The 24,381-nt window shown below is 59.3% G+C and carries 33 protein-coding genes and 1 riboswitch; of the genes, 25 read left to right on the top strand and 8 right to left on the bottom strand.

Annotated elements, in window-relative coordinates; all coding sequences use genetic code 11:
- Positions 1 to 848: 848 nt before the first annotated feature.
- The 23 genes from HY737_00265 (at position 849) to HY737_00155 (ending at position 16,649) form a co-directional block, all read left to right on the top strand.
- Positions 849 to 1,010 carry a hypothetical protein gene (locus HY737_00265; protein ID MBI4596819.1) on the top strand — a complete coding sequence of 54 codons (162 nt, stop codon included), beginning with the start codon at positions 849 to 851 and terminating at the stop codon, positions 1,008 to 1,010.
- A gap of 453 nt (positions 1,011 to 1,463) precedes the next feature.
- Positions 1,464 to 1,940: a hypothetical protein gene (locus HY737_00260; GenBank protein ID MBI4596818.1), complete on the top strand. Its 477-nt coding sequence runs from the start codon at positions 1,464 to 1,466 to the stop codon at positions 1,938 to 1,940.
- An 83-nt stretch (positions 1,941 to 2,023) separates the two neighbouring features.
- The gene (locus HY737_00255) at positions 2,024 to 2,737 is read left to right on the top strand and encodes a hypothetical protein (protein ID MBI4596817.1); all 714 of its coding nucleotides are present in this window, start codon (positions 2,024 to 2,026) and stop codon (positions 2,735 to 2,737) included.
- Between the two features lie 279 nt (positions 2,738 to 3,016).
- Positions 3,017 to 3,268, top strand: a complete 252-nt coding sequence (locus tag HY737_00250; protein ID MBI4596816.1) for a hypothetical protein — start codon at positions 3,017 to 3,019, stop codon at positions 3,266 to 3,268.
- Between the two features lie 147 nt (positions 3,269 to 3,415).
- Complete coding sequence (locus HY737_00245) at positions 3,416 to 3,619, top strand: cold-shock protein (GenBank protein MBI4596815.1); 204 nt, start codon at positions 3,416 to 3,418, stop codon at positions 3,617 to 3,619.
- 106 nt (positions 3,620 to 3,725) lie between these two features.
- Complete coding sequence (locus HY737_00240; GenBank protein ID MBI4596814.1) at positions 3,726 to 3,887, top strand: hypothetical protein; 162 nt, start codon at positions 3,726 to 3,728, stop codon at positions 3,885 to 3,887.
- The gene (locus HY737_00235) at positions 3,866 to 4,087 is read left to right on the top strand and encodes a DUF167 domain-containing protein (protein MBI4596813.1); all 222 of its coding nucleotides are present in this window, start codon (positions 3,866 to 3,868) and stop codon (positions 4,085 to 4,087) included. The genes HY737_00240 and HY737_00235 overlap by 22 nt, the downstream gene beginning before the upstream one ends.
- 143 nt (positions 4,088 to 4,230) lie before the next feature.
- A complete protein-coding gene (sodN, locus tag HY737_00230) occupies positions 4,231 to 4,683 on the top strand; it encodes a superoxide dismutase, Ni (protein MBI4596812.1) in 453 nt (150 codons plus the stop codon).
- A 26-nt stretch (positions 4,684 to 4,709) separates the two neighbouring features.
- On the top strand, positions 4,710 to 5,126 hold the full coding sequence (gene lepB / locus HY737_00225) for a signal peptidase I (protein ID MBI4596811.1): 417 nt from the start codon (positions 4,710 to 4,712) through the stop codon (positions 5,124 to 5,126).
- Positions 5,123 to 6,502, top strand: a complete 1,380-nt coding sequence (locus HY737_00220) for an AsmA family protein (GenBank protein MBI4596810.1) — start codon at positions 5,123 to 5,125, stop codon at positions 6,500 to 6,502. Before lepB ends, HY737_00220 begins: the two co-directional genes overlap by 4 nt.
- Positions 6,503 to 6,590: 88 nt before the next feature.
- Positions 6,591 to 6,702, top strand: a riboswitch (cyclic di-GMP riboswitch).
- Positions 6,703 to 6,712: 10 nt separating this feature from the next.
- Positions 6,713 to 7,069: a hypothetical protein gene (locus HY737_00215; protein ID MBI4596809.1), complete on the top strand. Its 357-nt coding sequence runs from the start codon at positions 6,713 to 6,715 to the stop codon at positions 7,067 to 7,069.
- Between the two features lie 22 nt (positions 7,070 to 7,091).
- The gene (locus tag HY737_00210) at positions 7,092 to 7,400 is read left to right on the top strand and encodes a YtxH domain-containing protein (protein ID MBI4596808.1); all 309 of its coding nucleotides are present in this window, start codon (positions 7,092 to 7,094) and stop codon (positions 7,398 to 7,400) included.
- An 88-nt stretch (positions 7,401 to 7,488) separates the two neighbouring features.
- On the top strand, positions 7,489 to 7,659 hold the full coding sequence (locus HY737_00205) for a hypothetical protein (GenBank protein MBI4596807.1): 171 nt from the start codon (positions 7,489 to 7,491) through the stop codon (positions 7,657 to 7,659).
- Positions 7,660 to 7,678: 19 nt separating this feature from the next.
- The gene (locus tag HY737_00200; protein MBI4596806.1) at positions 7,679 to 8,029 is read left to right on the top strand and encodes a hypothetical protein; all 351 of its coding nucleotides are present in this window, start codon (positions 7,679 to 7,681) and stop codon (positions 8,027 to 8,029) included.
- Between the two features lie 6 nt (positions 8,030 to 8,035).
- Positions 8,036 to 9,061: a hypothetical protein gene (locus HY737_00195; protein ID MBI4596805.1), complete on the top strand. Its 1,026-nt coding sequence runs from the start codon at positions 8,036 to 8,038 to the stop codon at positions 9,059 to 9,061.
- 27 nt (positions 9,062 to 9,088) lie between these two features.
- Positions 9,089 to 9,655, top strand: a complete 567-nt coding sequence (locus HY737_00190; protein ID MBI4596804.1) for a LemA family protein — start codon at positions 9,089 to 9,091, stop codon at positions 9,653 to 9,655.
- Between the two features lie 50 nt (positions 9,656 to 9,705).
- A complete protein-coding gene (locus HY737_00185; GenBank protein ID MBI4596803.1) occupies positions 9,706 to 11,391 on the top strand; it encodes a M48 family metalloprotease in 1,686 nt (561 codons plus the stop codon).
- Positions 11,366 to 11,779, top strand: coding sequence for a peptide chain release factor-like protein (locus tag HY737_00180; GenBank protein MBI4596802.1), 414 nt, complete (start codon positions 11,366 to 11,368; stop codon positions 11,777 to 11,779). The genes HY737_00185 and HY737_00180 overlap by 26 nt, the downstream gene beginning before the upstream one ends.
- A 53-nt stretch (positions 11,780 to 11,832) precedes the next feature.
- On the top strand, positions 11,833 to 12,378 hold the full coding sequence (locus HY737_00175; GenBank protein MBI4596801.1) for a peptidylprolyl isomerase: 546 nt from the start codon (positions 11,833 to 11,835) through the stop codon (positions 12,376 to 12,378).
- Positions 12,378 to 13,139: a carboxy-S-adenosyl-L-methionine synthase CmoA gene (gene cmoA / locus HY737_00170; protein ID MBI4596800.1), complete on the top strand. Its 762-nt coding sequence runs from the start codon at positions 12,378 to 12,380 to the stop codon at positions 13,137 to 13,139. Before HY737_00175 ends, cmoA begins: the two co-directional genes overlap by 1 nt.
- Positions 13,136 to 13,888: an isoprenylcysteine carboxylmethyltransferase family protein gene (locus tag HY737_00165; protein MBI4596799.1), complete on the top strand. Its 753-nt coding sequence runs from the start codon at positions 13,136 to 13,138 to the stop codon at positions 13,886 to 13,888. Before cmoA ends, HY737_00165 begins: the two co-directional genes overlap by 4 nt.
- An 18-nt stretch (positions 13,889 to 13,906) precedes the next feature.
- Positions 13,907 to 15,727 carry a translational GTPase TypA gene (gene typA, locus HY737_00160; protein ID MBI4596798.1) on the top strand — a complete coding sequence of 607 codons (1,821 nt, stop codon included), beginning with the start codon at positions 13,907 to 13,909 and terminating at the stop codon, positions 15,725 to 15,727.
- A gap of 31 nt (positions 15,728 to 15,758) precedes the next feature.
- Positions 15,759 to 16,649 carry an NAD(+)/NADH kinase gene (locus tag HY737_00155; protein ID MBI4596797.1) on the top strand — a complete coding sequence of 297 codons (891 nt, stop codon included), beginning with the start codon at positions 15,759 to 15,761 and terminating at the stop codon, positions 16,647 to 16,649.
- A gap of 71 nt (positions 16,650 to 16,720) precedes the next feature.
- Here the strand turns inward: HY737_00155 and HY737_00150 are convergent, their stop codons facing one another.
- Positions 16,721 to 16,927, bottom strand: coding sequence for a cold-shock protein (locus HY737_00150; protein ID MBI4596796.1), 207 nt, complete (start codon positions 16,925 to 16,927; stop codon positions 16,721 to 16,723).
- 344 nt (positions 16,928 to 17,271) lie between these two features.
- Between HY737_00150 and amrB the strand changes: the two genes are divergently transcribed.
- Positions 17,272 to 18,738 carry an AmmeMemoRadiSam system protein B gene (gene amrB / locus HY737_00145; GenBank protein MBI4596795.1) on the top strand — a complete coding sequence of 489 codons (1,467 nt, stop codon included), beginning with the start codon at positions 17,272 to 17,274 and terminating at the stop codon, positions 18,736 to 18,738.
- 91 nt (positions 18,739 to 18,829) lie between these two features.
- Here the strand turns inward: amrB and HY737_00140 are convergent, their stop codons facing one another.
- From HY737_00140 to HY737_00115, 6 genes are all read right to left on the bottom strand, one after another.
- Positions 18,830 to 20,134, bottom strand: a complete 1,305-nt coding sequence (locus HY737_00140; GenBank protein ID MBI4596794.1) for a DUF393 domain-containing protein — start codon at positions 20,132 to 20,134, stop codon at positions 18,830 to 18,832.
- 2 nt (positions 20,135 to 20,136) lie between these two features.
- Positions 20,137 to 20,622: a hypothetical protein gene (locus tag HY737_00135; protein MBI4596793.1), complete on the bottom strand. Its 486-nt coding sequence runs from the start codon at positions 20,620 to 20,622 to the stop codon at positions 20,137 to 20,139.
- A gap of 46 nt (positions 20,623 to 20,668) precedes the next feature.
- Positions 20,669 to 20,950, bottom strand: a complete 282-nt coding sequence (locus tag HY737_00130) for a hypothetical protein (GenBank protein ID MBI4596792.1) — start codon at positions 20,948 to 20,950, stop codon at positions 20,669 to 20,671.
- Positions 20,947 to 21,222 (bottom strand): hypothetical protein, encoded by a 276-nt coding sequence (locus tag HY737_00125; protein ID MBI4596791.1) that lies wholly within the window; start codon positions 21,220 to 21,222, stop codon positions 20,947 to 20,949. Before HY737_00125 ends, HY737_00130 begins: the two co-directional genes overlap by 4 nt.
- A gap of 243 nt (positions 21,223 to 21,465) precedes the next feature.
- A complete protein-coding gene (locus HY737_00120) occupies positions 21,466 to 22,830 on the bottom strand; it encodes a hypothetical protein (protein ID MBI4596790.1) in 1,365 nt (454 codons plus the stop codon).
- Positions 22,830 to 23,168 carry a hypothetical protein gene (locus tag HY737_00115; GenBank protein ID MBI4596789.1) on the bottom strand — a complete coding sequence of 113 codons (339 nt, stop codon included), beginning with the start codon at positions 23,166 to 23,168 and terminating at the stop codon, positions 22,830 to 22,832. The genes HY737_00120 and HY737_00115 overlap by 1 nt, the downstream gene beginning before the upstream one ends.
- 46 nt (positions 23,169 to 23,214) lie before the next feature.
- Between HY737_00115 and HY737_00110 the strand changes: the two genes are divergently transcribed.
- Positions 23,215 to 23,463 carry a hypothetical protein gene (locus tag HY737_00110; protein ID MBI4596788.1) on the top strand — a complete coding sequence of 83 codons (249 nt, stop codon included), beginning with the start codon at positions 23,215 to 23,217 and terminating at the stop codon, positions 23,461 to 23,463.
- Between the two features lie 252 nt (positions 23,464 to 23,715).
- On the opposite strand, the gene HY737_00105 is transcribed toward HY737_00110, so the two are convergent.
- The gene (locus HY737_00105; protein ID MBI4596787.1) at positions 23,716 to 24,372 is read right to left on the bottom strand and encodes a hypothetical protein; all 657 of its coding nucleotides are present in this window, start codon (positions 24,370 to 24,372) and stop codon (positions 23,716 to 23,718) included.
- Positions 24,373 to 24,381: the final 9 nt, after the last annotated feature.

Genomic DNA, 24,381 nt, shown 5'->3' with positions numbered 1-24,381 from the left:
CCTTCTGATGCCATTCCCACCCGGAGGGCACGACTATGAAACTCCTGTCTCCGCCTGAGCTCACCGTCAGAACGGAAACCATCCCGAATTTTCCTAGGGATTTCAATGCCAGACCGCGACGTTAAGACAATTCGTGACTTGATCTATTATCAGTACGCCAAGATCATTACGAGACGGGCCTTCTCAGCGCCTGATGGGCAAGAGGCCAAACGGCAGCACTACGGCTTCATTAAGCAGACGTTCCGGCAACTCAAGAGCGGCGAGAAATCATGGTCGGACATCACGCGGGAAGATTGGCAGTTGGTTGAGGCGGAGAGGGCCTGCGGCTACTGCGGAGCGACAGAGAACCTGCACAAGGAACACCTCGTGCCTAAATCTCTGTGTATCCGGCCGGAATGCGCCACCTGCGGGACCATTCAGAGTATTCATAACCAGGTTTTCGCGTGTGGTCCGTGCAATACGCAGAAAGGCACGATGGGACTCTACGAGTTCTTTCGCTCGAGGCATCCCACGGAGCCCAAATTCTATGACCGCATTCCCCCACTCTTGGAGAAAAAGTACCTGAAGACGATATACAACTGTCATAATTGCGCCGGCACCTTGGACAAAGAACCGATTACCCGACGGGATATACCTGTTCTCGATATTGATGCTATCATTCAGAATCCGAGGAGCGCATTGAGCTAGCCATAAAATGGGCACCATCGCGGATTTTCCATGGAAACTCATAGGATTTCTCACGATTGGTGCGGCTTTACTTCAAGCCAGCCCTGCGGTGAGAGCAGAAACCTACGACGCGACAGTGACGATCGACAGTGGATCCTATACCGTACCTGTCGAGGTTGAAGATGGAGAGGTTACTTCAGTCCATTGGCCCAAATGGTGGGGATATGCATGTTTCTGGAGCAGAAATCGATGGCACGGAAGCCAGTGGCTACAACTCTCGTCGAGAAAGGGTCGAAATTGAGGTTGATGACTATGATGAACAGGGAGGTGAACAAGAAGAATAAATCGTAGAGAGAGCACCACAGCACTGCACTCGCCCATCTTCGCACCGGGACCACGCTCGCAACTCTTAGGAGGTTTAGATGTGGCGGAAGATAGCAGTTATCGTACTTTTCAGCTTGTGGTTTGCTGCGATTCAAGCTTCATTAGCAGAAGCCAGAAGCCGCCGCTCCTCTAGCCGTAGCGACTACGGTTATGGCTATGTCAATCCCAACGCGCATTCGGTCCGTCCTTATACTGACCGCAACGGTAGTCTTCACTCCGGGCATATGCAAACTAACCCTAATGGCACAGACAAGGACAATGCTGGCACTCAGGGCAATACCAATCCGTGGACTGGCCAATCTGGAACAAGGCGGTCAAGAAGTCCGTGGTAAGCGGTTGCAGATGAATATGGTTTGAATTCAAAGGATGCAGTACTTAAGTAATGTACCCCGAACCGTAAGGAGGCGGAGGTTATGAAACAAGCATTGAGTGCCCTCGCTAGCCCCGTACGGTTGGGTATATACATTCTGCTGACTACTAGTAGTTTGTGGTACGGAACAGCCGTCGCCTGGGCTGAGGATGTATTTGAGGTGAAGTGTGTTGCGACGGACTCCACGTTTTATCGACGTGGAAAAATTGAAAAGGATAAAGCCGGGGATGAAGTCACATATCTTGTGAATATCTCGAAGGGTACCGTGACCCGAACAGCCGTGTATAACAAGAACCTACCTCAAGATCAAGGCGGGGGTTTACAGTCGGATAACTCTACCTATCAGATCGTCCAGGATTGGCATGATCCGCTTCTCAAACAGCGGGTGATCAAGGCCATCGGCCAGGTCGCAGCTTTTGGTGGTTATGAAACAATCGTGATCGGTGAGGACTTCGTGACAACGTCGAAGTCGGCCACTGACTATTTTACCCTCTATACCTATAAACGGATTAACCAGTAACGAGGTTGAACAACTCGCTTCCGGGGGCGCAGTACTTAAGTAATGTATCCCAGATCCACAGATCCATAGAGAAACCCATCAAAATGGACATCGAACAACGCTTCGCCAGGTGGAGCGGATGGCTGAAAATCATCACGTCCGACATCACCCGTCTTGCCATTCATCGCCATGTTTTCTGGGAAACGAGCAAAATCATCCGCGCCAATCCAAACATCCATACACCGAGTGCCTTCTATAGCTGGATGCGAAACGCCTATGCCACTGACATTTCTATCGGCATTAGGCGACAGCTGGATACCCGTAAGAATGTGGTTAGCTTCGCCAACTTGCTACGAGAACTGATAAAATTCCCTGAAGTGATGAGCCGGGACCGGTTTGTAACCTTGTACAAGGGTTCAGTCGTTGAGAGGTTTGCTGACGGTGATTTTGATCGATTTGCCGGACAGGGCATGACGCATATTGACTCACAAAAGGTTAAGGTAGATCTGGGCCAACTAGATCAGTCGTGGAGAATTGCAGAGCGATTCGTCAATGAGCACATCGCGCATGTCAGTAAACAGGCCATTGAGGAATTGAAGGCTGGCATTACTCAGCCACCTACGTTTGACGACCTAGACAAGTGTCAGGATTGCCTGGAGGAACTTCTCAAGAAATATATCCTGCTGTTCGAGGCAAAAAATTGGGTAACCGTGCTGCCGGAGTTTGCAGATTACTGGCAGGAGATTTTTACCGAACCCTGGATTGTGCCGAGCCATCAGCGCGGTCTTGGAGTTCAGGTGGACGCAATACTTAAGTAACGTGTCCCAAAATCAACCCGGAAAATCGTGGACGGTTCTGATTCTCGGTCGTCGGCCGCCTAGCTGATTTGGGCAGGCCCCGGCCCGCCCACCGCATTTGAGGCCGGGGCGGGCACATTTGGAGCGCATCCTTCTACGATGACAATAGGGATCTTGAAATATCACCTGGACGGGAGGGGGAGGGTGAGGGCGCGGCCTGAGCCCGCAGTTTGACCCCACAGCTGGAATTCGGGGCACAGCATGCGGCATTGCGAGGGTCGATAACCACGAGGAGGAGCGATGGGCGAGGGGCAAGAGGGAGTGCAGGGGGAGACGAAGGAGCAGCGGTTTCAGCGGCTGGCGAGCAAGCGAACACAGGCGGCGCTGCAGAAGATTCGATTGCTCGGCAACCTGACGAGCTCCAGCTATGCCTATATGCCGGAGCAGGCGGCGAAGATCGTGGGTGCGTTGCGCGCGGCCGTCGATGCGGTGGAAGCCAAGTTCAACCGGGTCCGCGGCGCGCAGGCGGCGGAGATCCCGTTCGCGTTGTAGCATAGCGATGGGCGCTAATGTCATTGACGCTGCCCCTGCGGCGTGGTACACTGCCCATGATCTTTCAGCCTCACTAGAGTCTGGCAAACCGTGGAGCTGCAAGCGCTCGGCGGTTTTTTGTGTGTACGAGCAGGAGGAGGGATGGGTATGGCAAGAGGTACGGTGAAGTGGTTCAGCGACCAGAAGGGGTACGGCTTTGTGACCCCTGAGGACGGATCGAAAGACGTCTTTGTCCATCACACCGCGATTCAAGGTGAAGGCTTCAAGACGCTGGCCGAAGGGCAGACAGTCGAGTTCGAGATTACGCAGGGCCCGAAGGGTCCCCAAGCGACGAACGTTGTCAAGCAGTGACGACGTCCCCACGAGGTTGTGGGGGAATCAGGCCGAGGGCGTCCAGTTCAGCTGGACGCCCATTTGCCTTCTTGCAGCGACGCAGCGAATAGGATAAGGAGGTCAAATGGGGCGCAGCCCAGGAGCGTATCGAAGCGAAAAGCGCAGCAAGGAATTGGCGCGGCGCAAGAAGCAAGAAGAGAAGCAGCAGCGGCGGCTCGCGCGGGCAGCTACCGCGGCGTCAACCCCGGCGGCCATTCCGCAAGGATGCGAGTCGCAGTGCACGTAACACCGGGGGCGAAGCGGCGCCGCATCGAAGCGAAGCCTGACGGCAGCCTGCGCGTGACGCTGCCCGAGCCGGCCCAGGACGGCCGCGCCAACAGCGCTCTCATCGCGGCCCTCGCCGAGCATTTCCAGGTTTCCAAGCGCGCCGTCCGCATCCTCCACGGGCTTTCAAGCCGCCGCAAGCTCATCGAGATCAGTCCATGAGCCTTGATCAGTTTTGCTATAATACTGTTGTTGCACACAGCCTACCACGCGCCGCCATTTCCGCCGAACGCTCGTGCGTTCGGCATTCCGGAGCGCCGACCATCGGGGTCGGCGATGGTCGCCGCTTCACAGGAGGTTGCATCATGCTCTCTCGCTTGTTGGATCGCGTCTTGAGGATTCGTCCGGTCTTTGCGCATTGCGATGTGCCCTGCGGGATTTATGATCCGCATCTCGCGGGAGTCTCCGCCAAAACCGTCCATACCATGAACACGAAGCTGACGAATATGGCGCTTCCGGCAGCCACGGCCAACACGCAAGAGCAATATGAGCATCGCAACACCGTCGTGCGCATGGTGCAGACCAAGGAAACCCATGCGCAGTTGTGCAAGCAGGAGCTGCTGATTTTGTGGACGGATTATTTCAAACCCGAGCACCTGTCCATGTTCCCGGATCTGCATGAGACGTTCTGGAAGGCGGCGAAGCTCTGCTCCTACAACAAGCAGCATGTGGATGTGGCCAAGTCGCAAGAGCTGATGGACGCCGTGGCCAAGATCAGCGAGATGTTCAACAAAGCGGAAGCGGCCAAGAAGAAGTAAGCGCCAACTTCCAAACGAAAGCTACGATGAGCTATTCACGCATCGTCACAACTATGCGCTCGCTGCGAAGGCGGTTGGCGATCCGGGGAGAATTTCTCCGGATTGAGGGCGAGAGCATGTCGCCGACGCTGCGGCCGGGCGAGGTGGTGTTCGTGCGCCGCCAAGCGTTCCGCGCGCAGGGGCCGAAGCGAGGCGATGTCGTGGTCGCACGCCCGTCAGCGCGCGGCCGTCGGCGGATGATCAAGCGGGTGATCGGCCTGCCGAAGGACCGCCTCAGCCTTGAGGGGCGCTCCTGGCAGCTCGGCGAGGATGAATTTTTCTTGCTCGGCGATCATCCAGCACGCAGCACGGATTCTCGCAGCTTCGGCCCGGTGCGCCGGCAAGAGCTGCTCGGCCCGGCCGTCCGCGTGATGCGTCCGTGGCGCGCGCTTCCTCACGCATGAAAAAGGTGTTGCTCGCCCTCCTCGTTCTTATCCTGCTGATCGTCGGCGGCCTGGCGATCTTCATCGCCACATTCGACGCCGATCGCTACCGTCCCTTCGTGGTCGGCAAGCTGCAAGACGCCATCAAGCATCCGGTGAGTCTGGAGCATATGGCCCTTGGCTGGCGCGGCGGCCTTGCGCTGCAGCTCAAGGGCCTCACGATCGCTGATCAGATCCCATCGGCAGAGCCCCTGATCCACGTGGACTCAGCGGATGCCGTCGTCCGTCTTGCCCCCCTGCTTCACCAAGACGTCCAGATCACGGCCATCGTGCTCAAAAGCCTTCAGGCGCATATCAGCCGCGATGCGCAAGGCCAGATCAATCTCCTGGGATTGGCCGTCGCTGGCGCACCCGCCGCAGCCCCCAGCCAGACAGCGCCGGGGACAACGCCGCTGGCCCTTGAAATTTCCTCATTCCGCATCGACGACGGCGCGGTGCATTGGACCGATGCCATGACGCGCCCGCCGACGGATCTCGTGGTCAAGGACGTGGATCTTCAGGTGCGGAATATCGCTGCGGGAAGGCCGATGGATGTCACGCTGGCCGCGTCCATCGGTGCTGCCTCGCGCAATCTTCATGTGGCCGGCCGCCTGACCCTGCCAGGCCCGTCAGCGCCTGGCTCGATTGAGCAACTGACGGTGAAGCTGAATCGGATGGGTTTGGATCACGTGCTGCCGAAGGCCGCCGCCGGCGAACCGCAATTGCACGGCACCATCACAGCATCGGTGCAGGGGAAGGCCGCCACACTTGATCCGCAGCAGGTGATGCAGGCCGTCAGTGCCAGCGGACGGCTTCAACTGACGGATGCGAAGATCGAGAATCTCAACCTCCTGCGAGCCGTCTTTGAGCGCATCTCCATGGTGCCGGGGTTGATGGCGATCATCGAAACACAGCTTCCTCCGGAGTATCAGGCGAAGTTCGCCGCGAAAGACACCGTGCTGCAACCGATCGATGCCGGGATCGAGGTTGAGCGCGGGGCCCTGCAGTTTCAAGATCTGACCGTCACGACCGATGCGTTTGCGCTGAGCGGCCACGGGGTCGTGGCATTGTCTGGCGGAGTCAATATCCAGGCTGTGCTTCGCGTGGAGCGGACGTTGTCGGCGGCGCTGATACTGAAGACCAAAGAATTGCAAGGCATTGCGAATTCGGCCGGGGAGCTTGAGATTCCTCTCACGATTCAGGGGCAGCTTCCTCGGCTGGTCCCGATGCCTGACGTGGCCTATCTGACGTCGAGATTGCTCGCCAATAAGTTTCAAGACGTGGTTGGCGGTCTGCTGCAGCGAGCGCTTGAACGCCACACCACCCCGGATCAGCCCGCGGCCGCTCCCGCCCAATAAGCGCCTCCGGCAAGAAAAATCTTGCTAATCCCTTGACGTTTTTTACGCATCTCAGGTAAGGTCTTACTATACGTTGGTTGTTTGACATTCTCGATAAACGCAAACCCGAAGTAATTCGGGGACGCAAAGCCTCGAGTCCTCAGGCGATATCAGATATCGAATTCGATATCTGATATCGCACGGATCGTCAGGTTACCGAAAGAGTGGGCAATGATCTTCGCGTTCGTCCTTCTCGCTGTCATCGCGCTGTGCGCGATGATCCTCACCGCTACCATCCTGCTCACCGCGACGGATATGCGACGCGCGCTTCGCCGCGTCACGTCGATCCTGCCCGAAGCCGAGGAAGCGCTGAAGAAGACCAACCGGTCGCTATCCCACGTTCAACGCATCCTGGGCCGCGCGAATGTCGCGACCCAACGCGTCGATCATGTGGTTGCGCAGGCCTGCGATGCGGCAAGCGAAGCGCTGCAGCGCGTCACCCAGCTGAAAACGCATGTCTCAGGTTTCTTTCAAGAGCACGCCGGCAATGGAGCGAGGGGGGAACCTCGCCACCGTCGTGGCAAGTAATACAACGTGGGAGGGTTGTGGGATGAAGGAAGCTCCGCGAAAAGGGTTGGGGCTGCGCACGTTCCTGGCATTCACGATTGGTGCCGCGGCGGGAAGCGTTGTCGCGTTGCTGTACGCGCCGGCCTCAGGGAAAGTCACGCGCAAGCGGATTGCGCTGAGGATCCGCAAGATCCAGAATGACGCGGGACGTCGGTTGGTTCAGACGCGTCGAGCGCTCGCCCACCAAGCCGGCCGTGTGAGTCAGGCCGCGCGAGGATGGATCTCGAACCATCTGCCCCATGAGACGAATGGTCGAGAGCGGCGCCGAGTGCACCACGCGACCGCGAAGTAACAAGGCGATATCAGATATCGAAATCGATATCTGATATCGATGGTTTCAGAGAACGGCAGCCAGCAATGGCTGCCGTTTTGCTATACTGTTGACGATGAAAAACGCCGCCGCCCGAGGGCTGGGGGAAGCGCTCAAACCGCTCTTGGAATCTCTGAGGCAGCTCGCCAAAGATGAACGCGCCAAGCGCGGGCCCGATGCTGAAGCCATCGACATTGCCATTGTGAACCTCGATTCCGCGATCGACATCCTCACAGAATAGGCCTGCCAAGGAGGGACCGATGAGGCGATGGCTCATGGGGGCAGCACTTGGGGCCGCGCTGTCGTCGCTGGTGTATGCCGCGACGGAACGCGAGAAGCTGCAGGAAATCACGGTGAATACCGTCAATGACGCGCCCTTCATCATCCCTCCGGAATACGGCCGCCTGGTCAGCGTCGTCGCCAAGTCCGAAGTGCAATACCTCTATTTCGAAGCCTCCGACGGCACCGTGCGAATCATGCTCGTCGGCTCGCGGGGCGCCATTCAGCGCGCGAGCAGCGAGCTGCAATTGCTGACCCCGGAAGTCTACGTGATGAAACGCGCCGACAGCATCCCGCCTCCGGCTCCGACTGAGAGCCGCCGCTGGCCATAACGCGGGATGCCATCCCTCGCCCCTCAGCGCCGCGCGCGCTACGCCTTTGACGGCGAGAACCGCCTGCTGATTCGCGAGCAATCCTCGGCCGCGCTGCGCTCCGTGCAGATCGTCGACGGCACGATCGAAGTCGACGGCCGCAATCGCCTGGTCTACCACGCGGATGAAACCTCGCGATTGCAGGATGCGCCAGCGAGTCATGCGTTTGTCTTCGAGGGGACGTGGAAACTGACCCCGGCCCATCAGCTGGCGTTGACGTTGCGCGAATCGGAGGTATCTACCCGGCAGACGCTGTATCTCAGCGGCCGGGTGCTGGAGACAAACGCCCATGCGCTCGTGTTTACCTTGCAGCGCAACGGGGAGCCGGATACCGCCGCACAACGGCTCACCCTCACCGGCCGCTGGCAGGCGGATGCCAACAACCGATTGGCGTTTCTTATCGACAAGGGCCAGGGCGAGGAAGATCGTCTGACACTCCAAGGGGCGTGGGAGATCGGGGAGCATCATCAACTCCTGTACCGAACTCGCGCGCGCGCAACCGCCAAACACCGAGTCGTGGAGCGCACCCTGGCGTTTGAAGGCGCATGGGATATCACGGCGAAGGATCGCCTGGCCTATCGCCTGAGCGGAGCGACGGATTCGGGGTTTGAATTTCGCGCGAGCCTTCAGAGCCGGTCGTTGTCGGCTCGCGAGGGCCGCGTGGCGTATCAGGTGGGGATTCGCGTTTCACGGAGCGCTCGAATCCAGCGGCGCATCACGCTGTTTGGAACCTGGAAACTCCATCGCGATCTGTCCGTCTCCTTTGATGTGCCTTACGGGGATGGGCGCGTTCACACGCTGCGTTTCGAGGGAGCCATCGCCGTGACCGCTCGGGATCGTGTGGCCGTGGCCTTGCTGAGGAGCCAACGCCAATCGCTGGGGATCACGGTGACATTTACACGCGAGGCCACACCGGATCTCGGGTTCTTTCTCCGATTGCGGAAAGAGGCTGACGAGACGTCGGTGATGGGCGGCGTGCGGGGACGATTTTAACCATCGCAATAGAGGAGGAGGCAGCAGATGGGAATTGCAGCGATCGTGCTCATCGCGGTTGTCGCTGTCGGGATCGGCATCCTGTTGTGGTGGATCGGCGCGTACAACGGGCTGGTGCGGATGCGCCAGGACCTCAAGAGCGCGTGGTCGCAGATCGATGTGCAGCTGAAACGCCGGCATGATTTGATTCCGAACCTGGTGGAATCGGTCAAAGGCTACATGGCGCACGAGCGGGGCACGCTGGAAAATGTCATTAAGGCGCGCCAGCAGGCGGTGAGTGCTGGCAGCGTCGGCGAGAAGGCCCAGGCGGAGAATTTCTTGACCGAGACCCTCCGGTCGCTGTTTGCCGTGGTGGAGCGCTATCCTGACATTAAGGCGAATCAGAACGTCATGGCGCTGCAGGAGGAGCTCACCTCGACGGAGAACAAAGTTTCCTTCGCCCGCCAGTTCTACAACGACCAGGCGGCGCGGTATAACGCGGCGATCGAATCCGTGCCGACGAACATCGTGGCTGGCACCGGTGGGTTCACCAAAGTCGACTTCTTCCAGCTCGATGCTCCCGCCGAGCGCGCCGTCCCCCAAGTCAAGTTTTAACCCGATATCAGATATGAAAAGGCCATTTCATATCTGATATCGCCTTGGGCATGCCGTACACCCACGTTGAGATCGAGCAGCGCAAGACCCGCACGCTGGCCTGGCTGTTTGCCGGCCTCGTCCTCCTCTATGCCGTCTCAACAGCCGTGCTGGTCTTGGGCCTCAAGTATGCTGTCGGCGGACAGCCGCATCTTTCCCTCTTCGAGTGGTTGCTGGTCATCGGGATTGCGCTGTTGCTGGCTTGGGGGCACTGGGCGGCGTCGATCCACCGCCTGGTTGATCGCACGCTCGTGGCGGTTTCCTCGCGCCCCCTGGATCCGGAGGACGCCTACCATGGCCGTTTGAAAAACATCATTGACGAAGTCTCGATCGCAACCGGCGGGCGCGCCATTGAGCCGTACGTGATTTCAACCGGAGCGATGAACGCCTGCGCGATTGCGGATTTCAGCGGGCGCTCAGCGATTGCGGTCACCGAGGGATTATTGGCGCGGCTGTCGCGGCCGCAGCTTGAGGCGGTGGTGGGGCATGAGGCCGCGCACATCGCCAGCGGCGATAGTCTCTCGAAGAGCGTCTTCTGCGGCCTGTTCGGGCTGCACGAGGAGGCCTTGAAGCGCTTGTGCGGCCTGTTCGAGGACGGATGGGATCGCACGACGGATATCCGCGGCTTGGCCCTGCTGGCGTTTGTCATGATTTTTTTATGGGTCACGACGCAGGTCAAACGCCTCTTTGAACTCTGCGTTTCCCGCGAGCAGGAATATCGGGCCGACGCCGTAGCGGTTAAACTCACGCGGGATCCCCTCAGCCTTGCGGAGGCGCTGCACCTGATGAGCCGTCGCTGGCGAGGCATCGGCACGCACGGGGAGTCGCTCTCGACGATTTTCACGATGGATACGGGCGAGGAGGAGCATCTCAGCGAGCAGGAAGGGCTTGCTGGGGACCTCTTCTCGACCCATCCTCCAACTCGGAAGCGTCTCGAAGCCTTGCTAGGGATGGCGCATGTCGACCCTGCGGCGTTTGAACAGGCGATGAGCGAGTCCCCTGGACATCTGAAGGCGCATCAGCCGCTGCCTTCTCATGGCCCCCCGCAAGGACCCGCTCGGTGGCTGATTCGAGAAGACGGTGTGTGGAAAGGGCCGTGGACGCTTGATCAAGTAGGCGCGTTTGCGCACCTCCTGACTCCAGAGGCATGGGTTCAGCGGGAGGGCGACTCTTCGGTGAAGTTTGCGTGGCAAGATTCGCAGCTATTGGCCTTGCTTCGCCGACGGTATGGGACCGATCACATGCCCCGCCCCGCCGCATCAACGGAGTGTCCGAATTGCCATCTCGCGCTGTCGCGGATGTTATATGAGGGGGTGCCGGTTGATACGTGTCCGGCGTGCCGCGGCGGTTATGTCAAGCCGGATCAATTGACGCGCATTTTTCTCCGCGAAGACTACGCGTTTCCGGAGGCGGTGAAACGGCTGGCCCAGCGGATCAGCTCGGTCAACGGCCGCGAACGCATCATCCAGCGGTACGAACAGGTCAAGCCTGTCTGGCTGAAAGGGCGGCGGTGCCCGCAGTGCCAAGCGGCGATGGCGAGAAAGTTCTATTCGACGGCGTACCTGGTCGAAGTCGAGCAGTGCTGGGAATGCGGCCTGACGTGGCTCGATCATCTAGAACTCGAGGTCCTTCAATATCTGTACGAGGAAGTGGAGCAGGAGAAGCGCAGCCATGGATTTCCCGGTTTCTCCTCGTAAACAGCTCGAGCTGCAGCAGCTGATGCAGCGGCTTGGTGTCGCCGAAGGCGACTTCGAGGAGCGATTCCTCCGATCCGGCGGGCCGGGGGGGCAGAACGTCAATAAGGTGGAAACGTGCGTCGTGCTGCGGCATCTGCCTAGCGGGCTCGAAGTACGGTGCCAACGTGAACGCTCGCAAGCCCTCAACCGATTTCTCGCGCGGCGGCTGCTGCTGAAGAAGTTGGAAGCCAAGCAGCTCGGCGCGCTGAGCGCTGAGGCGCAGCGCATCGCCAAGATCCGCCGCCAAAAACGCAAACGCTCCAAACGCACCAAAGAGAAGCTCCTGCGCCTGAAGGCCCTCCGCGCCGAGAAAAAGAAACTCCGCGGCCCTGTGACTGATTCGGATTAACTGAGGAAGATATGGTAAAATGTCATGCGTTCAGCGTCGAAAAGGAGGGTGTGATGCGTCGAATCATGGGAACGATCGGTCTCTTAGGAGGGGTGGTCTTGATGGCGGCAGCCGCACATGGAGAAGGCGAAGCGAAACGGTCCAAGGCAATCATCGAAACGACCAAGGGGACCATCACGATTGAACTCTACAACGATCTTGCCCCCAAGACGGCGGCGAATTTCGTGAAGCTGGCGAACCAAGGCTTCTACAACGGCATCATCTTCCACCGCGTCATCCCCAACTTCATGGTCCAGACCGGCGATCCGACCGGCACTGGCACCGGAGGACCGGGGTACGCGTTTGAAGACGAGTTTGGAGCGGGTCTGACGCACAGCCAGCCTGGGACCGTCTCGATGGCCAACTCAGGACCCAACACCAACGGCAGCCAGTTCTTCATTACGGTGGTTCCCACCCCGTGGCTCGACGGAAGACATGCGATTTTCGGCCATGTCATTGCCGGGCAAGACGTGGTTACGGCGATTGTCAATGCCCAGCGCAATGCGCAGGACCGCCCGCTCCAAGACATCACGATGACCACGGTGACCATCCAAGAATAATGCCGGTAAACGGAAACGCCACGACCACGTCAAGGACGCCGAAAGATCGGCTGTTTGCCAAGCGGCAGCGCCTGATTACCGACTTCAATTTCGGCCGGCATACGGCCGCGGTGTTTGATGACATGCTGCTGCGCTCCGTCCCGTTTTATGTCGAGATGCAGCGCATGATGACCGAGATGGCGGCTGATTTCGCGGTCGAAGGCACGAATCTGTATGACCTGGGCTGCTCCACCGGCACGACGTTTCTGACCCTGGATCCGTATGTCGCCAAGGGGGTGCGGTTCGTCGGTGTGGACTCCTCCAAGGACATGCTGGACAAGGCTCGGGCAAAGCTCAAACAGGCGGGGGTCAAACGGCCGGTGCAATTCGTTCGCGCGGATTTGAACCAAGGTGTCGCCATCGACAACGCCTCGGTCGTCATCATGAATCTGACACTGCAATTCATCCGGCCGCTGTATCGCCATAAACTGCTGCGCATGATCGCCGACGGCATTCGGCCGGAAGGATGCCTGCTGCTTATCGAAAAAGTGTTGTGCAAGGACTCGACACTGAATCGATTCTTCATTAAATACTACTACGGCTTTAAGGAGCGCAACGGCTACACCAAGACCGAAATCGCGCAAAAACGCGAGGCGCTGGAAAACGTGCTCGTGCCGTATCGGCTTGAGGAGAACATGGAGCTGATGCGCAGCAGCGGCTTTAGCCAATGCGAGGCGTTTTTCCGGTGGTACAACTTTTCCGGGCTGATTGCGGTCAAATGACCCAGACGATGGCGCTCCCAGCGATTCAGCAATGGAACATCGCGATGGGGAATTTCTTTTTCCGTTTCCGCAACGCGATCTTCCCGGCGATTTTTCTCTTGGCCGTGCCGTTCATGCGGCCGCAGATTATCGGCACGCCGGCACTGGATCAGCTCTTGGTGGCATGCGGATTTTTTGTCGCGCTCGCCGGCCAGGCGATTCGGGCGACGACCATCGGATTTGAATACATCGAGCGTGGCGGGAAAAATAAGCGCGTGTATGCCAGCCATTTGGTGGATGGCGGCGTCTATGGTGTGATGCGCAACCCGATGTACGTGGGCAATGCGCTGATTGCGCTGGGCATGACGATGGTGGCCGGCGCGCCGTTGACGTACCTCATTGTGCTGCCGTTTTTTCTTGCGGTGTATCAGTCGATCATCTGCGCCGAGGAAGCCTATTTGCGCGCGCATTTCGGCGACGAATACGACGCCTATTGCGCGGCCGTGCCAAGGTTCTTGCCGAAGTGTTCCCGCATCCCGCAGGCGTTTGACGGCATGCGCTATGATTGGAAGTCATTGCGGAAAGAGCTCAGCACCATGGCCGCCCTGGCTCTGGCCATCATCCTCTTGCCGCTATGGCGGACGTTTTTCCTGCAGGGCTGGGACGCCGCCGCCACCGCAGCCCCGGCCAGGTTCTCACTGGCCCTCCTGGTGCTTGCCCTCTATGGATTGCTGATTTTCCTGAAGAAGCGGCGCCTCTTGTTCTACTAACCCGCGCCATCCACTCCGATGCGACAACAGCATTTGCGGAATATTGCCATCATCGCCCACGTCGACCACGGCAAGACGACCCTGGTCGACGCCATGCTGCGCTATACCAAGACCGTCCGCGGGGTCGCCGCCGAAGGCGACCTGATCATGGACTCCATGGACTTGGAGCGCGAGAAGGGCATTACGATTAAGGCGAAAAACGCCAGCCTGATTTACGGCAGCCACAAGATCAATCTCGTGGATACGCCGGGCCATGCGGATTTCGGCGGGGAAGTCGAGCGCACGCTGCGCATGGTGGATGGAGCGCTCCTGCTCGTGGATGCCAAAGAAGGCCCGATGCCGCAGACGAAATTCGTCCTGCGCAAGGCGATTGGGCTCGGCATCCGATTGATCGTCGTCGTGAATAAGATCGACCGCCACGATGCTCAAATTGATCATGTGGTCAACCGCACCTTTGACTTGTTCGTCGAGCTCGGGGCGTCCTCAGAGCAGCTCGATTTTCCGATTGTCTACACGTCGGCCACGCAAGGCACGGCCACGCTGGATCTCCATCACCCCGGCACGGATGTGACACCGCTGTTTGAGACGATCATCGCCAAGATCCCCCCGCCCATCGTCTTGCCGAACGACCCGTTGCAGATCCTCGTCTTAGCGCTGGCCTACGATTCGTTCAAGGGCAAAATGGGCATCGGAAGAATTTCGGCTGGATCGATTAAGAAAAACCAGCCGCTGATGCGCTTAGCGGTCGACGGCACTCGGCAAACGTGCAATGCCTTGGCGATTTTAGCGTATCAAGGGCTCGAACGAGTGGAGATCGAAGCGGCCGACTCAGGCGACATCGTCGCCGTGGCGGGTTTTCCAGATGTGAGCATCGGCGATACCATCACGGATCCCCAGCGCCCGACTCCGCTGCCGCCGATGTCGATCGAAGAGCCGACGCTGCGCATGACGTTTGCGGTGAACAAGAGCTCGTTTTCCGGGAAGGAAGGCAAGTACGTGACCTCGCGGATGCTGCGCGAGCGGCTCCACAAGGAGCTGGAAACCAACGTCGCGCTTCGCGTCACCGATACGGACAACGCGGATACCCTGTTGGTCTCCGGGCGAGGGGAGCTGCACCTGGCGATCTTGATTGAGACGATGCGGCGCGAAGGGTATGAGCTGGAAGTGTCCCAGCCTGAGGTGGTGTGCAAGGAGATCAAGGGGCAGCGCTATGAGCCGGAGGAGCTGCTCTCCATTGATGTGCCTGCCGAGTATCAGGGCACGATCGTCGAAGAGCTCGGCCGCCGGCGCGCCGAGCTGAAGGAGATGTCGCAAGCGCCCAACGGGGAAATGAATTTCGAGTATGTGATTACGACCCGAGGGCTGCTGGGCCTGAAGAGCACCCTCATGAAGCGAACGCGCGGCAACGCCGTGGTCCACCACGTCTTTGAGGGCTACCGGCTGTTTGTGGATGATCTGCCGCCGCAAGAGCCGCATGGCTCGCTCGTGTCCATGGAAGATGGGCTCAGCACCGGATTTGCCATCGCGAACGCCCAAGAGCGCGGCGAGTTGTTCATCGCACCTGGGGTTCCGGTCTACGTAGGGATGGTCGTGGGGCAGGCAAGCAAAGCGCTCGATATCGACCTGAATATCTGCAAGCAAAAACACATGACCAACATGCGCTCATCCACCTCTGATGCGACGATTGTCTTGACCCCGCCTCGCGAGCTCACGCTGGAACTTGCGCTCGAGTACATCGGGCCGGATGAGCTGCTCGAGGTGACCCCGAAATCCCTTCGCATCCGCAAGCGCATCAGCGACCCCAAACTCCGCCTCCGCGCCTCCCGCGAAGCCACCTGACAGCGAGGCATCGCTCTGCTATTCTATGTCCATGGCTCGCAAGCCCCGCGTGCTCCTCGTCTATAAAAAAGACGCCTACCAGCAGTACATCCAGGAGCAGCAAGACCCGCATCTCATCCGGCTCTTGCGCCGGCGGCATCGCGACGTCTTGGAGATTGAGCGCGCCCACCGAGTGCATGAGGAAGCGCTGGAATCGATCATCCACATCCTGCGACAGCTTCCCGTCGAGCTCGAGTTGGCCTATCGAGCGGATCTGAAGGTGAGCCGATCGTACGACTTGGTGGTCTCGGTGGGCGGGGATGGAACGTTTCTGCACGCGGCCCGCAGCGTTGGCCACACCCCGATCTTAGGCGTCAATTCGGATCCAGCCCGCAGCGAGGCGGTGTTCTGCGCGGCGACGGCGCAGAATTTCCCGCGGCTGATCCGTCGAGCACTGCGGTATCAGCTGCCGCAGTTGCGCCTCTGCCGGCTTGAGCTTGCGGTCAACGGCACGGCGTGGCCTCAGCGAGCGCTCAACGATATCTTGCTCGCGCACGAGGATCCCTCCATCATGACGCGCTACCGCCTGCGCGTGGGGAGCAGAGAAGAGACCCAGCGAAGCTCAGGGTTGTGGGTGGCGACGGCAGCCGGCTCCAGCAGCGCGGTGCTGGCGGCCGGCGGGGTGCGTCTGCCCTGGAGCTCTCGCCGATTCCAATACCGTCCGCGGGAGCTGTATCAGGGGCGGCTGAGCCGCTCCCGGCTGCTTGGCGGAGTGCTCTCCCCGCGCACGCCGCTGCGGGTGACGTGGCTGATGCGCAGAGGCTGCGCTTTTCTCGACGGGCCGCATGTCAAAATCCCGCTGCAATTTGCCGATCGGCTCGACATCCGTCTATTACTGAGCCGCCCGCTGCGAGTATTAGGATTCCGCCCCAACGACCGGTAGGGGCTCCACAGCACAACGGCCCCCGATGCCGAGCACCGGGGGCCGTTGTGCGCTCTTCTTGCGAAGAGGTCTTACGCCGATTTAGTGACGTTCGAAGCCTGCGGGCCTTTCGGGCCTTGGGTGATTTCGAACTCGACTTTGTCGCCTTCTTTCAGGGACTTAAAGCCGTCACCTTGGATAGCGGAATAGTGGACGAAGACGTCTTTTGAGCCGTCGTCCGGGGTCACGAACCCATACCCCTTTTGGTCACTAAACCACTTCACGGTTCCTCTTGCCATTGACCTACACCCCCCTTCACGTACACTCCACACACAAAAATAGCCGCCGAGCGACCTGTCTTAGGACGCCGTGCGGCTCCCAACAACAATCGATGAATAATCTTGTCTTACGTTTGCGGTTATTTCTAGACACTTCGTCGTGCTGTTAATGCGCCGTACCTCACACGCTGCAGCTTCATAACCCCAAGGTTTCCAAGGTCTTGCAGCGCCTTAAGCATTCGCGCGCTGGTCGCCGTGACCCAACACCGCGTTTACTTGACTTTACAGACGAAATAGTCTACCTGAAACACTGCCCCCCTGTCAATGGAAATCTTTCCCTTTGTGGTAGAATAGTCCAAGACACAATGCATCAGCGTCTTCTCAAGTGGCGGGTCCTCTTGCTTCTCCTCGTTTCGGCGGCCGTGGCAGCCACTCCGGTGGCGGCAGAGGTTCGGCAATCCCAGGTAGCTGATCAGTTCTATCCCGGGGATCAGGCCGAGCTGCTGGAGCTCGTCGAGTATCTCCTCAAGCGACAGCCTGAGGCCGCACTCACCACGAAACCCCGCATCCTCATTGTTCCGCACGCCGGCTACCAGTACTCCGGGCTGGTGGCGGCTAATGGTTTTCGCACCTTGCCGGGCCGCCACTATGACCGGGTCGTGGTAGTGGGATTCACGCACCAAGCACAGTTTTCCGGCTCCTCGGTGGACACGGCTGAGGCGTTCCGCACTCCGCTGGGCGAGATTCCGATTGATCAAGAGGCGGTGGCGGTGCTCCAGACGTACCCCGGCATCCGCTATCTGCGCGAGGCGCACGAAGGCGGCGAGCACTCGATGGAGGTGGAGCTGCCGTTTCTTCAAGACACGCTGGGACGCTTTCGGCTCGTGCCGGTGCTGATGGGGAGTGCCACCCTGCGCGACGCTGAGCAGCTTGCCGAGGCGTTAACCGGCCTCGCACGCGTGGGCGATACGCTGTTTGTTTTTAGCAGCGACCTCTCCCACTACCATCCGTATGATGAGGCCCTCAAGCGCGATGAGCGCACGATCAGCGCGATCCTGCAGGAAACCCCGCAAGCGGTAGATCGGCTCTTTTCCGCAGGAGAGCTTGAGGCGTGCGGCCGCGGCCCGATTGTCACCAGTCTCTTGCTGGCGCAGAAGCTTGGGTTTCTTTCGCGCCAGCTGCTGTTTGCCGCCAATTCCGGCGATACCTTCGGCAATCCATCCAAGGTGGTGGGCTATGCGTCGATCGCGATGTTCGATGCGCCGACACCCTCCACCGGTCGGCTCTCGGCCAAGGCAGGGGAGGCGTTGGTGCGCGCCGCGCGCCAGATGCTGATGATCGGGTTGGCGAAGCGGGACGTGCCGCATCCGCAAGAGGCGTTGAAGCGCTATCCAGAGCTTTCGCGCGCGCGCGGAGCCTTCGTGACCCTGCGCAAGCATGGCCAGCTGCGTGGCTGCATCGGACACGTGCAGACGACAGAGCCGCTGACGAAGACGATTCCAGAAGTCGCCCTGAGTGCTGCATTGCGCGATCCGCGATTCCCGCCGGTGGCGGCGGGTGAATTACAGGAGATTGATATCGAAGTCTCTGTCTTGACCCGCCCCAGGCCGCTTGGCGACCTCAAAGAGTTAGTCCCCGGGCGCGACGGGGTGATCCTTGAATACCAGGGACGCAGCGGCGTGTTTTTGCCGCAAGTCTGGGAGGAAACCGGCTGGACGCGCGAGGAATTTCTTCAGGAGCTCAGCAGCCAAAAAGCCGACCTGCCGCCTGATGCCTGGCAGCGCGCCACTCTCTCAACCTTCCAAGCCCAAGTCTTCTCCGAATCCCCCTAATCGATATCAGATATGAAATGGCGTTTTGATATCTGATATGAATTGCCCATTTGATATCAGATATGAAATGGCCGTTTCATATCTGATATCGCTAGTTGAAGTCGGATGCGTGGCATTGGTTCGACTTGCAGGTAGGATTCCGGTGGAGCAGATACCGGTGGGTGGCGATCCAGCGATAGACCCACCGGCCGATGACGGCAGCCCCCGGTAGACGTATGACCGGCCACAGCCACCAGAGCAGCGGTAGTCGCTGGGTCATTTTGGCAAACGCGTCAAATCCTCCTGAGAGGTTTCCGTTCGGCTCCAAGAGCATCATCTCGCTGCGGCATCGCTGCGGTGTCAGCCCAGGATTAAGCTGCTCAAGATCCGGCTGGCGATGGAAGTCTAGGGGGTCGAGCCAGCCGAAGAGATCCAGCACGCGCAGCCGCCGCACGCTCGCCACACAGAACCCGCACTGGCCGTCATAGACCAGCACCCCGCGGCCTTGCTCAGCATGCCGCGCTTGCCGCCGCTCAATCCACGCCACCAGAGATTCGGGTGCAATGAACAGCAGCATCATCGGCGGAAACAGGAAGAGAAAAATCGTCGGCACGTGCAGTGTGGCCCAGAGCAGCAGGTGAAAAAGGAATCCTAAGGCGATGCCGATCGCGCGCAGGCGCGGGATGAACCACAGGACCGGCACGAGCAACTCGCAGACGATGACGGTGAGTCCGATCGTGTCGCACAGGCCGGGATGCTGTGCGAGCCACGCGCGCCCCGGGAAACTGCGTACCACCCCGGTCGGGGGGTAATGCATCAGCGCGCAGTAGGGGTTCTCCGTCAGCCAGTTGCCGCCCGCGGTGATTTTATGCAGCGCGGTGCACCAGTAGGTGACCGCAAGCTGAATCTGCAGCAGCCGCTGCACGAAAAACGGCCGCAGGCGCTTGTACCACCGCGGATTGCCGTGCCACAGCGCATCCAGCGAGAGGAAGTCGCCGTGGTAGCTGGTGACGCACATCAACACGAGCGTAACCAGCAGAATGTCGAAGCTCAGCGTGCCGATTTGAAACGCATTCAGAGCGTAGAAGTAATAGCACGCGATGGTCATCACGATGCAGCTCGTTTGGGAGCAGAGCCCGAGCGCAAACGTCATCAGCGAGACGCAGAAGATGGCCACCCAGACCATGACCAGCCAATCCGGGCTGCGGTCAACAAGTTGCAGCGTCCAGATGGGAAAGAAGGAAGGGTTCTTGGTCTTAAAGGCGGTGGCGAGGAAATTTTCGTCGAGGTGAAAGAACGACGGCAGCATATGCGCGCCGACGGTGCAGGCGATAGCGAGCCGGAACAGGCCGAGACTCAGGGTGGGTCGTCTCTCGAGGAACGCTTTATGCCACAGACGAGCGGTGCCAGGTCCCATCTTCATCCTGGGGTTTCAAGAGGGGACCTGGTACCGCACGTGTACGCCACACGGCCCCCAACCTGCGTCGGGGCTCGGATCACGTCCGGATAGCCGGCTTCGACGACGGCAAAATCGTCATAGGCCGGAAATTTCCATCGGAGGTATCGGCAAAAGTTCGTCGCATGGTGCGGGCTAAGGACTTCGATGAGCACATTGCGCCGGAGGTTGTCATAGCCGACCGCTTTCGTGCGGAAGATCTGGTGGGGGTCAAGCTCGGTCGGGGTGTTGTCTTTCACACCGTACACCTGCGCGAAGCCATACCCGGCATCAACGTTGTAGAACATGATCCATCCGGCCGGCGGAAACAAGAAGTTGAGCTTAGGCAACTCGCGGCCGAGAAGGGGACTGAGGTAATGCAGGCGAAACGTTTCGTAGAAAAACACGAGGAGCCACAGGATTACGAAGAGGGTAATGCTGCGATCTGAGCTTCGGGACAGCTTGACCATGCCAGCATCCTACATAAGATGGTCAGGGAATACAATGAAGCATGGATTACGCGTGCTTCAGGAAGCGGCGGACGTCGTCGTGCGAGCCGAGCAAGGCCAACGCCAGGGTCGCACCCTCCTCGACGCACACCCCGCGAAGCGCAAGCCCTGCGCGGAATTCATAGACACCGGAGCCAAGTTTTTTGACACCCAGGCCAACCGGCGCTTGGCCGGTCTTAAGGTAGTGTTGGAGCAATCGGAGGGATTTCTTGACGAGGTCCTGCTCGTGCTCTGAGAGACGGTCGTACGCTCGCTGGAAGCTCGCCTTGACGACAAGCTGCCGACTCATCCGCGATGGCGGCGTTTACGGCGGTCAAGCGCTTCGATGACCTCCTTCATTGAGGAAAATGTCTGATCGCCGGCTTCCCGTGTGAGCGTCTTCGCCTTGAACCGCTCAAGCGCTTCCTTCGGAATCTTCTCCTCGAACGCCAACGGCTTCAGAATGAAACAGCCGCCCGCATAGACGATGTCGAAGAACACATCCTCTCCGCTCAATCCAGCTTCCTGAATGAGCGGCTTGGGAATCGCGACTTGGTTACGGCTTGAACGCTTGACAATCATTGATCACCCTATGTAACTATAGCAGATTTTTTTATTTGACGCAAGTAAATTATCGCGATCTTAAGCTCCGGAAAACCCAGAACCGTCCCACGCGTTCAACCTTGTAGGACATGATCCAGCCGGCCGGCGGAAACAAGAAGTTGAGCTTAGGTAACTCACGGCCGAGAAGGGGACTGAGGTAATGCAGGCGAAACGATGGAACGGTGGAGCCTGAGCATGCCACCAGCATCCTACCGCTGCCGGTTATCGGAAATCAAGCCCCTCTGACTCTGCTCCACCGATCCCGCCAGAGGGAAAAACAAGCGTTGTCTCACCTGTCTTAGGGTCGAGTGTGTAGAGCGTGCTGGTAGATGAAGGGCCTGGTTCTAAGAGTACCTCTCCGGTCTCAGGATTCACAACGGGTTGCCCGGTCTCAGGATTAATCACTGGTTGCATCGTGGTCTTCGTCAGACCTGCACCGCTATCACTGACATACAAGAGCCCCTTTTCATAGTTATAGGCCAACCCGGTCGCTGAAGCAGAGGGTGGAGCCATAAGGAAGGTGGAGGTCCACGTTGCGGGGTCGATCTTGTATAAACCCGAGCTGCACACCATGGCGTACATGGTGTTGGTAAACGGATCGAAGGCTAGGCCGGTGTTAGAATTGCCTCCCGCTGGGATGTCCGCCACGCGCGTTGCGACAGCGGTTGTCGTGTCGACGCGAAAGAGCGTGACTCTGGGATAGAATCCATCCGCAGCTGAGGCTAGATACATCGTCCCGGTGTTGGGATCATACGCCATGCCGGGGTCGCTCACCCACACCGGCGTCCCATCGGCATAATGGAGCCGTCCGACGGTGACGGATGTTCCGGTCTGCGGGTCGAACCGTTCCAGGGGTGGACCAAAATTCTCCCCATCAGCTCCGACATAATTTCCATCCACCGCATAGAGCAGATCGTTGTCTGAGTCATAGCCGAGCCCAAAGTCGCCCTCGCCGGGAATGTTCCCGACCTTGCCGACGGTGCCATCAGGCATCCGGCGAACCACTGCGCCGCCGGAGCCGATGCCAAAGAGCTGTCCGAAAAAGTTGAAGCGGCGTTTCAAGGCGCGCACGCCCGACGCTGTCATAATACGAGCCTTCGAGGCGCGCGGGTCATTCAGAGGGACTAAGACAATCCCGAGGTTAGTCCCAGTTCTGGTCAGGCGTAGAGGGGAAGTAGGTGCGCCGGACTCAGCCGCGATGCTCACCGTTTTATTGTTGCCCTGGCGGATGCGCAGGCCGCTGTCGATGTCCACGACAGGTGCGGCCGGCACAAGTAAGTTGCGAATCAGCCACAGTTGTCCATTACTCGAAGTGGCTGGATTGGCTGGCGGGGTCGCGATGATCATCCCATCGGTGGCTTTGATCGGCCCGCCTTGGACCTCGAGGGTGATCGTACTATCGGGTTGGCTGGCCATCCCGATGCCGACATTGCCGGCGGGAAACGCCAGGATGGTGTTGCCCGTTGAGCGCAGCTCTTGGTACACGCCGCGGGGGGAAGGATAGTACGTCGGCAGCGTGATCTCCTCCGCGATGCAGTAGGCGGTCGTCGCGAGCAGCAGCGTGATGGTAAGCCAACGTTGCCTCATTATTCAACCCACATCTGCCCAACTTCGGGGGCGGCGGGAGCCCCTCCCGCAGGGACGACTTGAAGAATCAAGCCACCCGTGGTTTTCACCGGCCCGCCCCTCACCTCGAGTTTTGTGGTGGGGTTATCCGTCCCGATTCCCACGTTCCCGCCCTGGGTGGCGAGGAAGGTGTTGCTCGCGCTGCGCAGCTCTTGATACACCCCGCGCGGGGAGGGGTAGTAGGTGGTCAGCGTGATCTCCTCGGCGATGACGTAGGTGGTGGTGGCGAAGAGCAAGCCTACCGTAAACCAGGATTTTATCGCATGACCTATCGCTGGACGCCCACCTGGTCTATTCATTTTCTTGCCCTCCCGTGTTATACTGTGTTCGACGAGAAACGCTCACATGACGAAGAGTGCGCTGTCCAAAGAAGTCCTCGAGGAGATCAGGACGTTGCCTGCGCCCCAACTGCGCGAGCTGCGCACGTATGTCTTTTTCCTCAAGGCCCGCCGCGCCATGGATCCCAGCCAGCTCTATTTTTGGACGAAGCGCTGGCAAGCCTGGGAACGCGAAGCCGACGCGGATAAGCGCGCGGGCCGCGTCCTGGACGATGGCACCGTCCCAGGGCTCCTCAAGGCGCTTCGGCGCCGATGAGGGTTCTGGCTTACGAACGCTTCCTCAAGGCTCCATGAGACTTCGCCGCGGTACTTGCGGGCTCTGTAAGCCCACGAAGCGACTCAAGCGTCGCGAGTACAGTGTCGTTCACGCACCTTAAGCTTCGCGAACACCATCGTTAGAAGCCGTTCCATCAATACCCGCGTTATCACTGCCCGATGCCGGCTACCCCAGATATCGAAATGCCTGTCCCCCTAGGTGACTGTCACCCATTTCCCCATTTCCTTATCGTCAATCACTTTGTGGTGGTGGCGGACTATCACCCGTTACAGGGGGCTCAACCCATGCGAGGGGGCTCCACTCGTAGACGGGGGGAATATTCCCGCCGCCAGGGCTGATGTTGCGGCAGATCACCGGGGCAAGGTTGAGGGGGGCTTCGGGAAACCCGCCGACAAACGCGCCCTGCATTTGAAGCGTTCCTACCTGTTGAGGTTGGCACGGCAGCTTACTATTCAGGTCGCTGTTTGAGATCGCGGGAAGCCCCAAGTCACTTTTGATGATCACCTGTCCCTTATTGGTATTGACGATGTTATCGCCGATTTGCTCCCAGCCCCCCCCAAACGCCGAGACCCAGTTTGCGCCATCGCACACTTCGAGTTTCTTCGCGGCATACCGGAGGGTGCCTTCCGTTGCAGCATTGCATGCAGCGACGGTTCCCAACCGGATGCCGCCATTCACATCAAGGGTGGCTTGCGGCGCATCCGTCCCAATCCCCACATTGCCGCCACCCGTGGCGAAGTACGAGCTGCTCGTGGACCGCAGCTCCTGGTAGACGCCGCGCGGGGAGGGGTAGTAGGTGGTCAGCGTGATCTCCTCGGCGATCACGTAACCGGCGGTGGCGAGGAGCAACCCCACGAGCAGCCAAGCCTTCATCGTTGAACGTCCCATCCCTCGCCT

This window comes from Candidatus Omnitrophota bacterium, assembly GCA_016209275.1.
GTDB lineage: Bacteria > Omnitrophota > Gorgyraeia > Aquiviventales > Aquiviventaceae > JACQWM01.
This window is presented reverse-complemented; position numbering and strand designations above follow the sequence as displayed.

Bases quoted from the DNA above. Each gene is read 5' to 3' on its own strand.
- HY737_00155 (MBI4596797.1), top strand. From the start codon at position 15,759: ATGGCTCGCAAGCCCCGCGTGCTCCTCGTCTATAAAAAAGACGCCTAC.
- lepB (MBI4596811.1), top strand. From the start codon at position 4,710: ATGAGCTATTCACGCATCGTCACAACTATGCGCTCGCTGCGAAGGCGG.
- HY737_00240 (MBI4596814.1), top strand. From the start codon at position 3,726: ATGGGGCGCAGCCCAGGAGCGTATCGAAGCGAAAAGCGCAGCAAGGAA.
- cmoA (MBI4596800.1), top strand. From the start codon at position 12,378: ATGCCGGTAAACGGAAACGCCACGACCACGTCAAGGACGCCGAAAGAT.
- HY737_00255 (MBI4596817.1), top strand. From the start codon at position 2,024: ATGGACATCGAACAACGCTTCGCCAGGTGGAGCGGATGGCTGAAAATC.
- HY737_00140 (MBI4596794.1), bottom strand. From the start codon at position 20,134: ATGGGACCTGGCACCGCTCGTCTGTGGCATAAAGCGTTCCTCGAGAGA.
- HY737_00200 (MBI4596806.1), top strand. From the start codon at position 7,679: ATGAGGCGATGGCTCATGGGGGCAGCACTTGGGGCCGCGCTGTCGTCG.
- HY737_00105 (MBI4596787.1), bottom strand. From the start codon at position 24,372: ATGGGACGTTCAACGATGAAGGCTTGGCTGCTCGTGGGGTTGCTCCTC.
- HY737_00115 (MBI4596789.1), bottom strand. From the start codon at position 23,168: ATGAATAGACCAGGTGGGCGTCCAGCGATAGGTCATGCGATAAAATCC.
- HY737_00180 (MBI4596802.1), top strand. From the start codon at position 11,366: ATGGATTTCCCGGTTTCTCCTCGTAAACAGCTCGAGCTGCAGCAGCTG.
- HY737_00265 (MBI4596819.1), top strand. From the start codon at position 849: ATGGAGAGGTTACTTCAGTCCATTGGCCCAAATGGTGGGGATATGCAT.
- HY737_00215 (MBI4596809.1), top strand. From the start codon at position 6,713: ATGATCTTCGCGTTCGTCCTTCTCGCTGTCATCGCGCTGTGCGCGATG.
- HY737_00185 (MBI4596803.1), top strand. From the start codon at position 9,706: ATGCCGTACACCCACGTTGAGATCGAGCAGCGCAAGACCCGCACGCTG.
- HY737_00135 (MBI4596793.1), bottom strand. From the start codon at position 20,622: ATGGTCAAGCTGTCCCGAAGCTCAGATCGCAGCATTACCCTCTTCGTA.
- HY737_00190 (MBI4596804.1), top strand. From the start codon at position 9,089: ATGGGAATTGCAGCGATCGTGCTCATCGCGGTTGTCGCTGTCGGGATC.
- sodN (MBI4596812.1), top strand. From the start codon at position 4,231: ATGCTCTCTCGCTTGTTGGATCGCGTCTTGAGGATTCGTCCGGTCTTT.
- HY737_00125 (MBI4596791.1), bottom strand. From the start codon at position 21,222: ATGATTGTCAAGCGTTCAAGCCGTAACCAAGTCGCGATTCCCAAGCCG.
- HY737_00150 (MBI4596796.1), bottom strand. From the start codon at position 16,927: ATGGCAAGAGGAACCGTGAAGTGGTTTAGTGACCAAAAGGGGTATGGG.
- HY737_00175 (MBI4596801.1), top strand. From the start codon at position 11,833: ATGCGTCGAATCATGGGAACGATCGGTCTCTTAGGAGGGGTGGTCTTG.
- HY737_00250 (MBI4596816.1), top strand. From the start codon at position 3,017: ATGGGCGAGGGGCAAGAGGGAGTGCAGGGGGAGACGAAGGAGCAGCGG.
- HY737_00195 (MBI4596805.1), top strand. From the start codon at position 8,036: ATGCCATCCCTCGCCCCTCAGCGCCGCGCGCGCTACGCCTTTGACGGC.
- HY737_00220 (MBI4596810.1), top strand. From the start codon at position 5,123: ATGAAAAAGGTGTTGCTCGCCCTCCTCGTTCTTATCCTGCTGATCGTC.
- HY737_00245 (MBI4596815.1), top strand. From the start codon at position 3,416: ATGGCAAGAGGTACGGTGAAGTGGTTCAGCGACCAGAAGGGGTACGGC.
- typA (MBI4596798.1), top strand. From the start codon at position 13,907: ATGCGACAACAGCATTTGCGGAATATTGCCATCATCGCCCACGTCGAC.
- HY737_00260 (MBI4596818.1), top strand. From the start codon at position 1,464: ATGAAACAAGCATTGAGTGCCCTCGCTAGCCCCGTACGGTTGGGTATA.
- HY737_00210 (MBI4596808.1), top strand. From the start codon at position 7,092: ATGAAGGAAGCTCCGCGAAAAGGGTTGGGGCTGCGCACGTTCCTGGCA.
- HY737_00165 (MBI4596799.1), top strand. From the start codon at position 13,136: ATGACCCAGACGATGGCGCTCCCAGCGATTCAGCAATGGAACATCGCG.
- HY737_00120 (MBI4596790.1), bottom strand. From the start codon at position 22,830: ATGAGGCAACGTTGGCTTACCATCACGCTGCTGCTCGCGACGACCGCC.
- HY737_00130 (MBI4596792.1), bottom strand. From the start codon at position 20,950: ATGAGTCGGCAGCTTGTCGTCAAGGCGAGCTTCCAGCGAGCGTACGAC.
- amrB (MBI4596795.1), top strand. From the start codon at position 17,272: ATGCATCAGCGTCTTCTCAAGTGGCGGGTCCTCTTGCTTCTCCTCGTT.
- HY737_00235 (MBI4596813.1), top strand. From the start codon at position 3,866: ATGCGAGTCGCAGTGCACGTAACACCGGGGGCGAAGCGGCGCCGCATC.
- HY737_00110 (MBI4596788.1), top strand. From the start codon at position 23,215: ATGACGAAGAGTGCGCTGTCCAAAGAAGTCCTCGAGGAGATCAGGACG.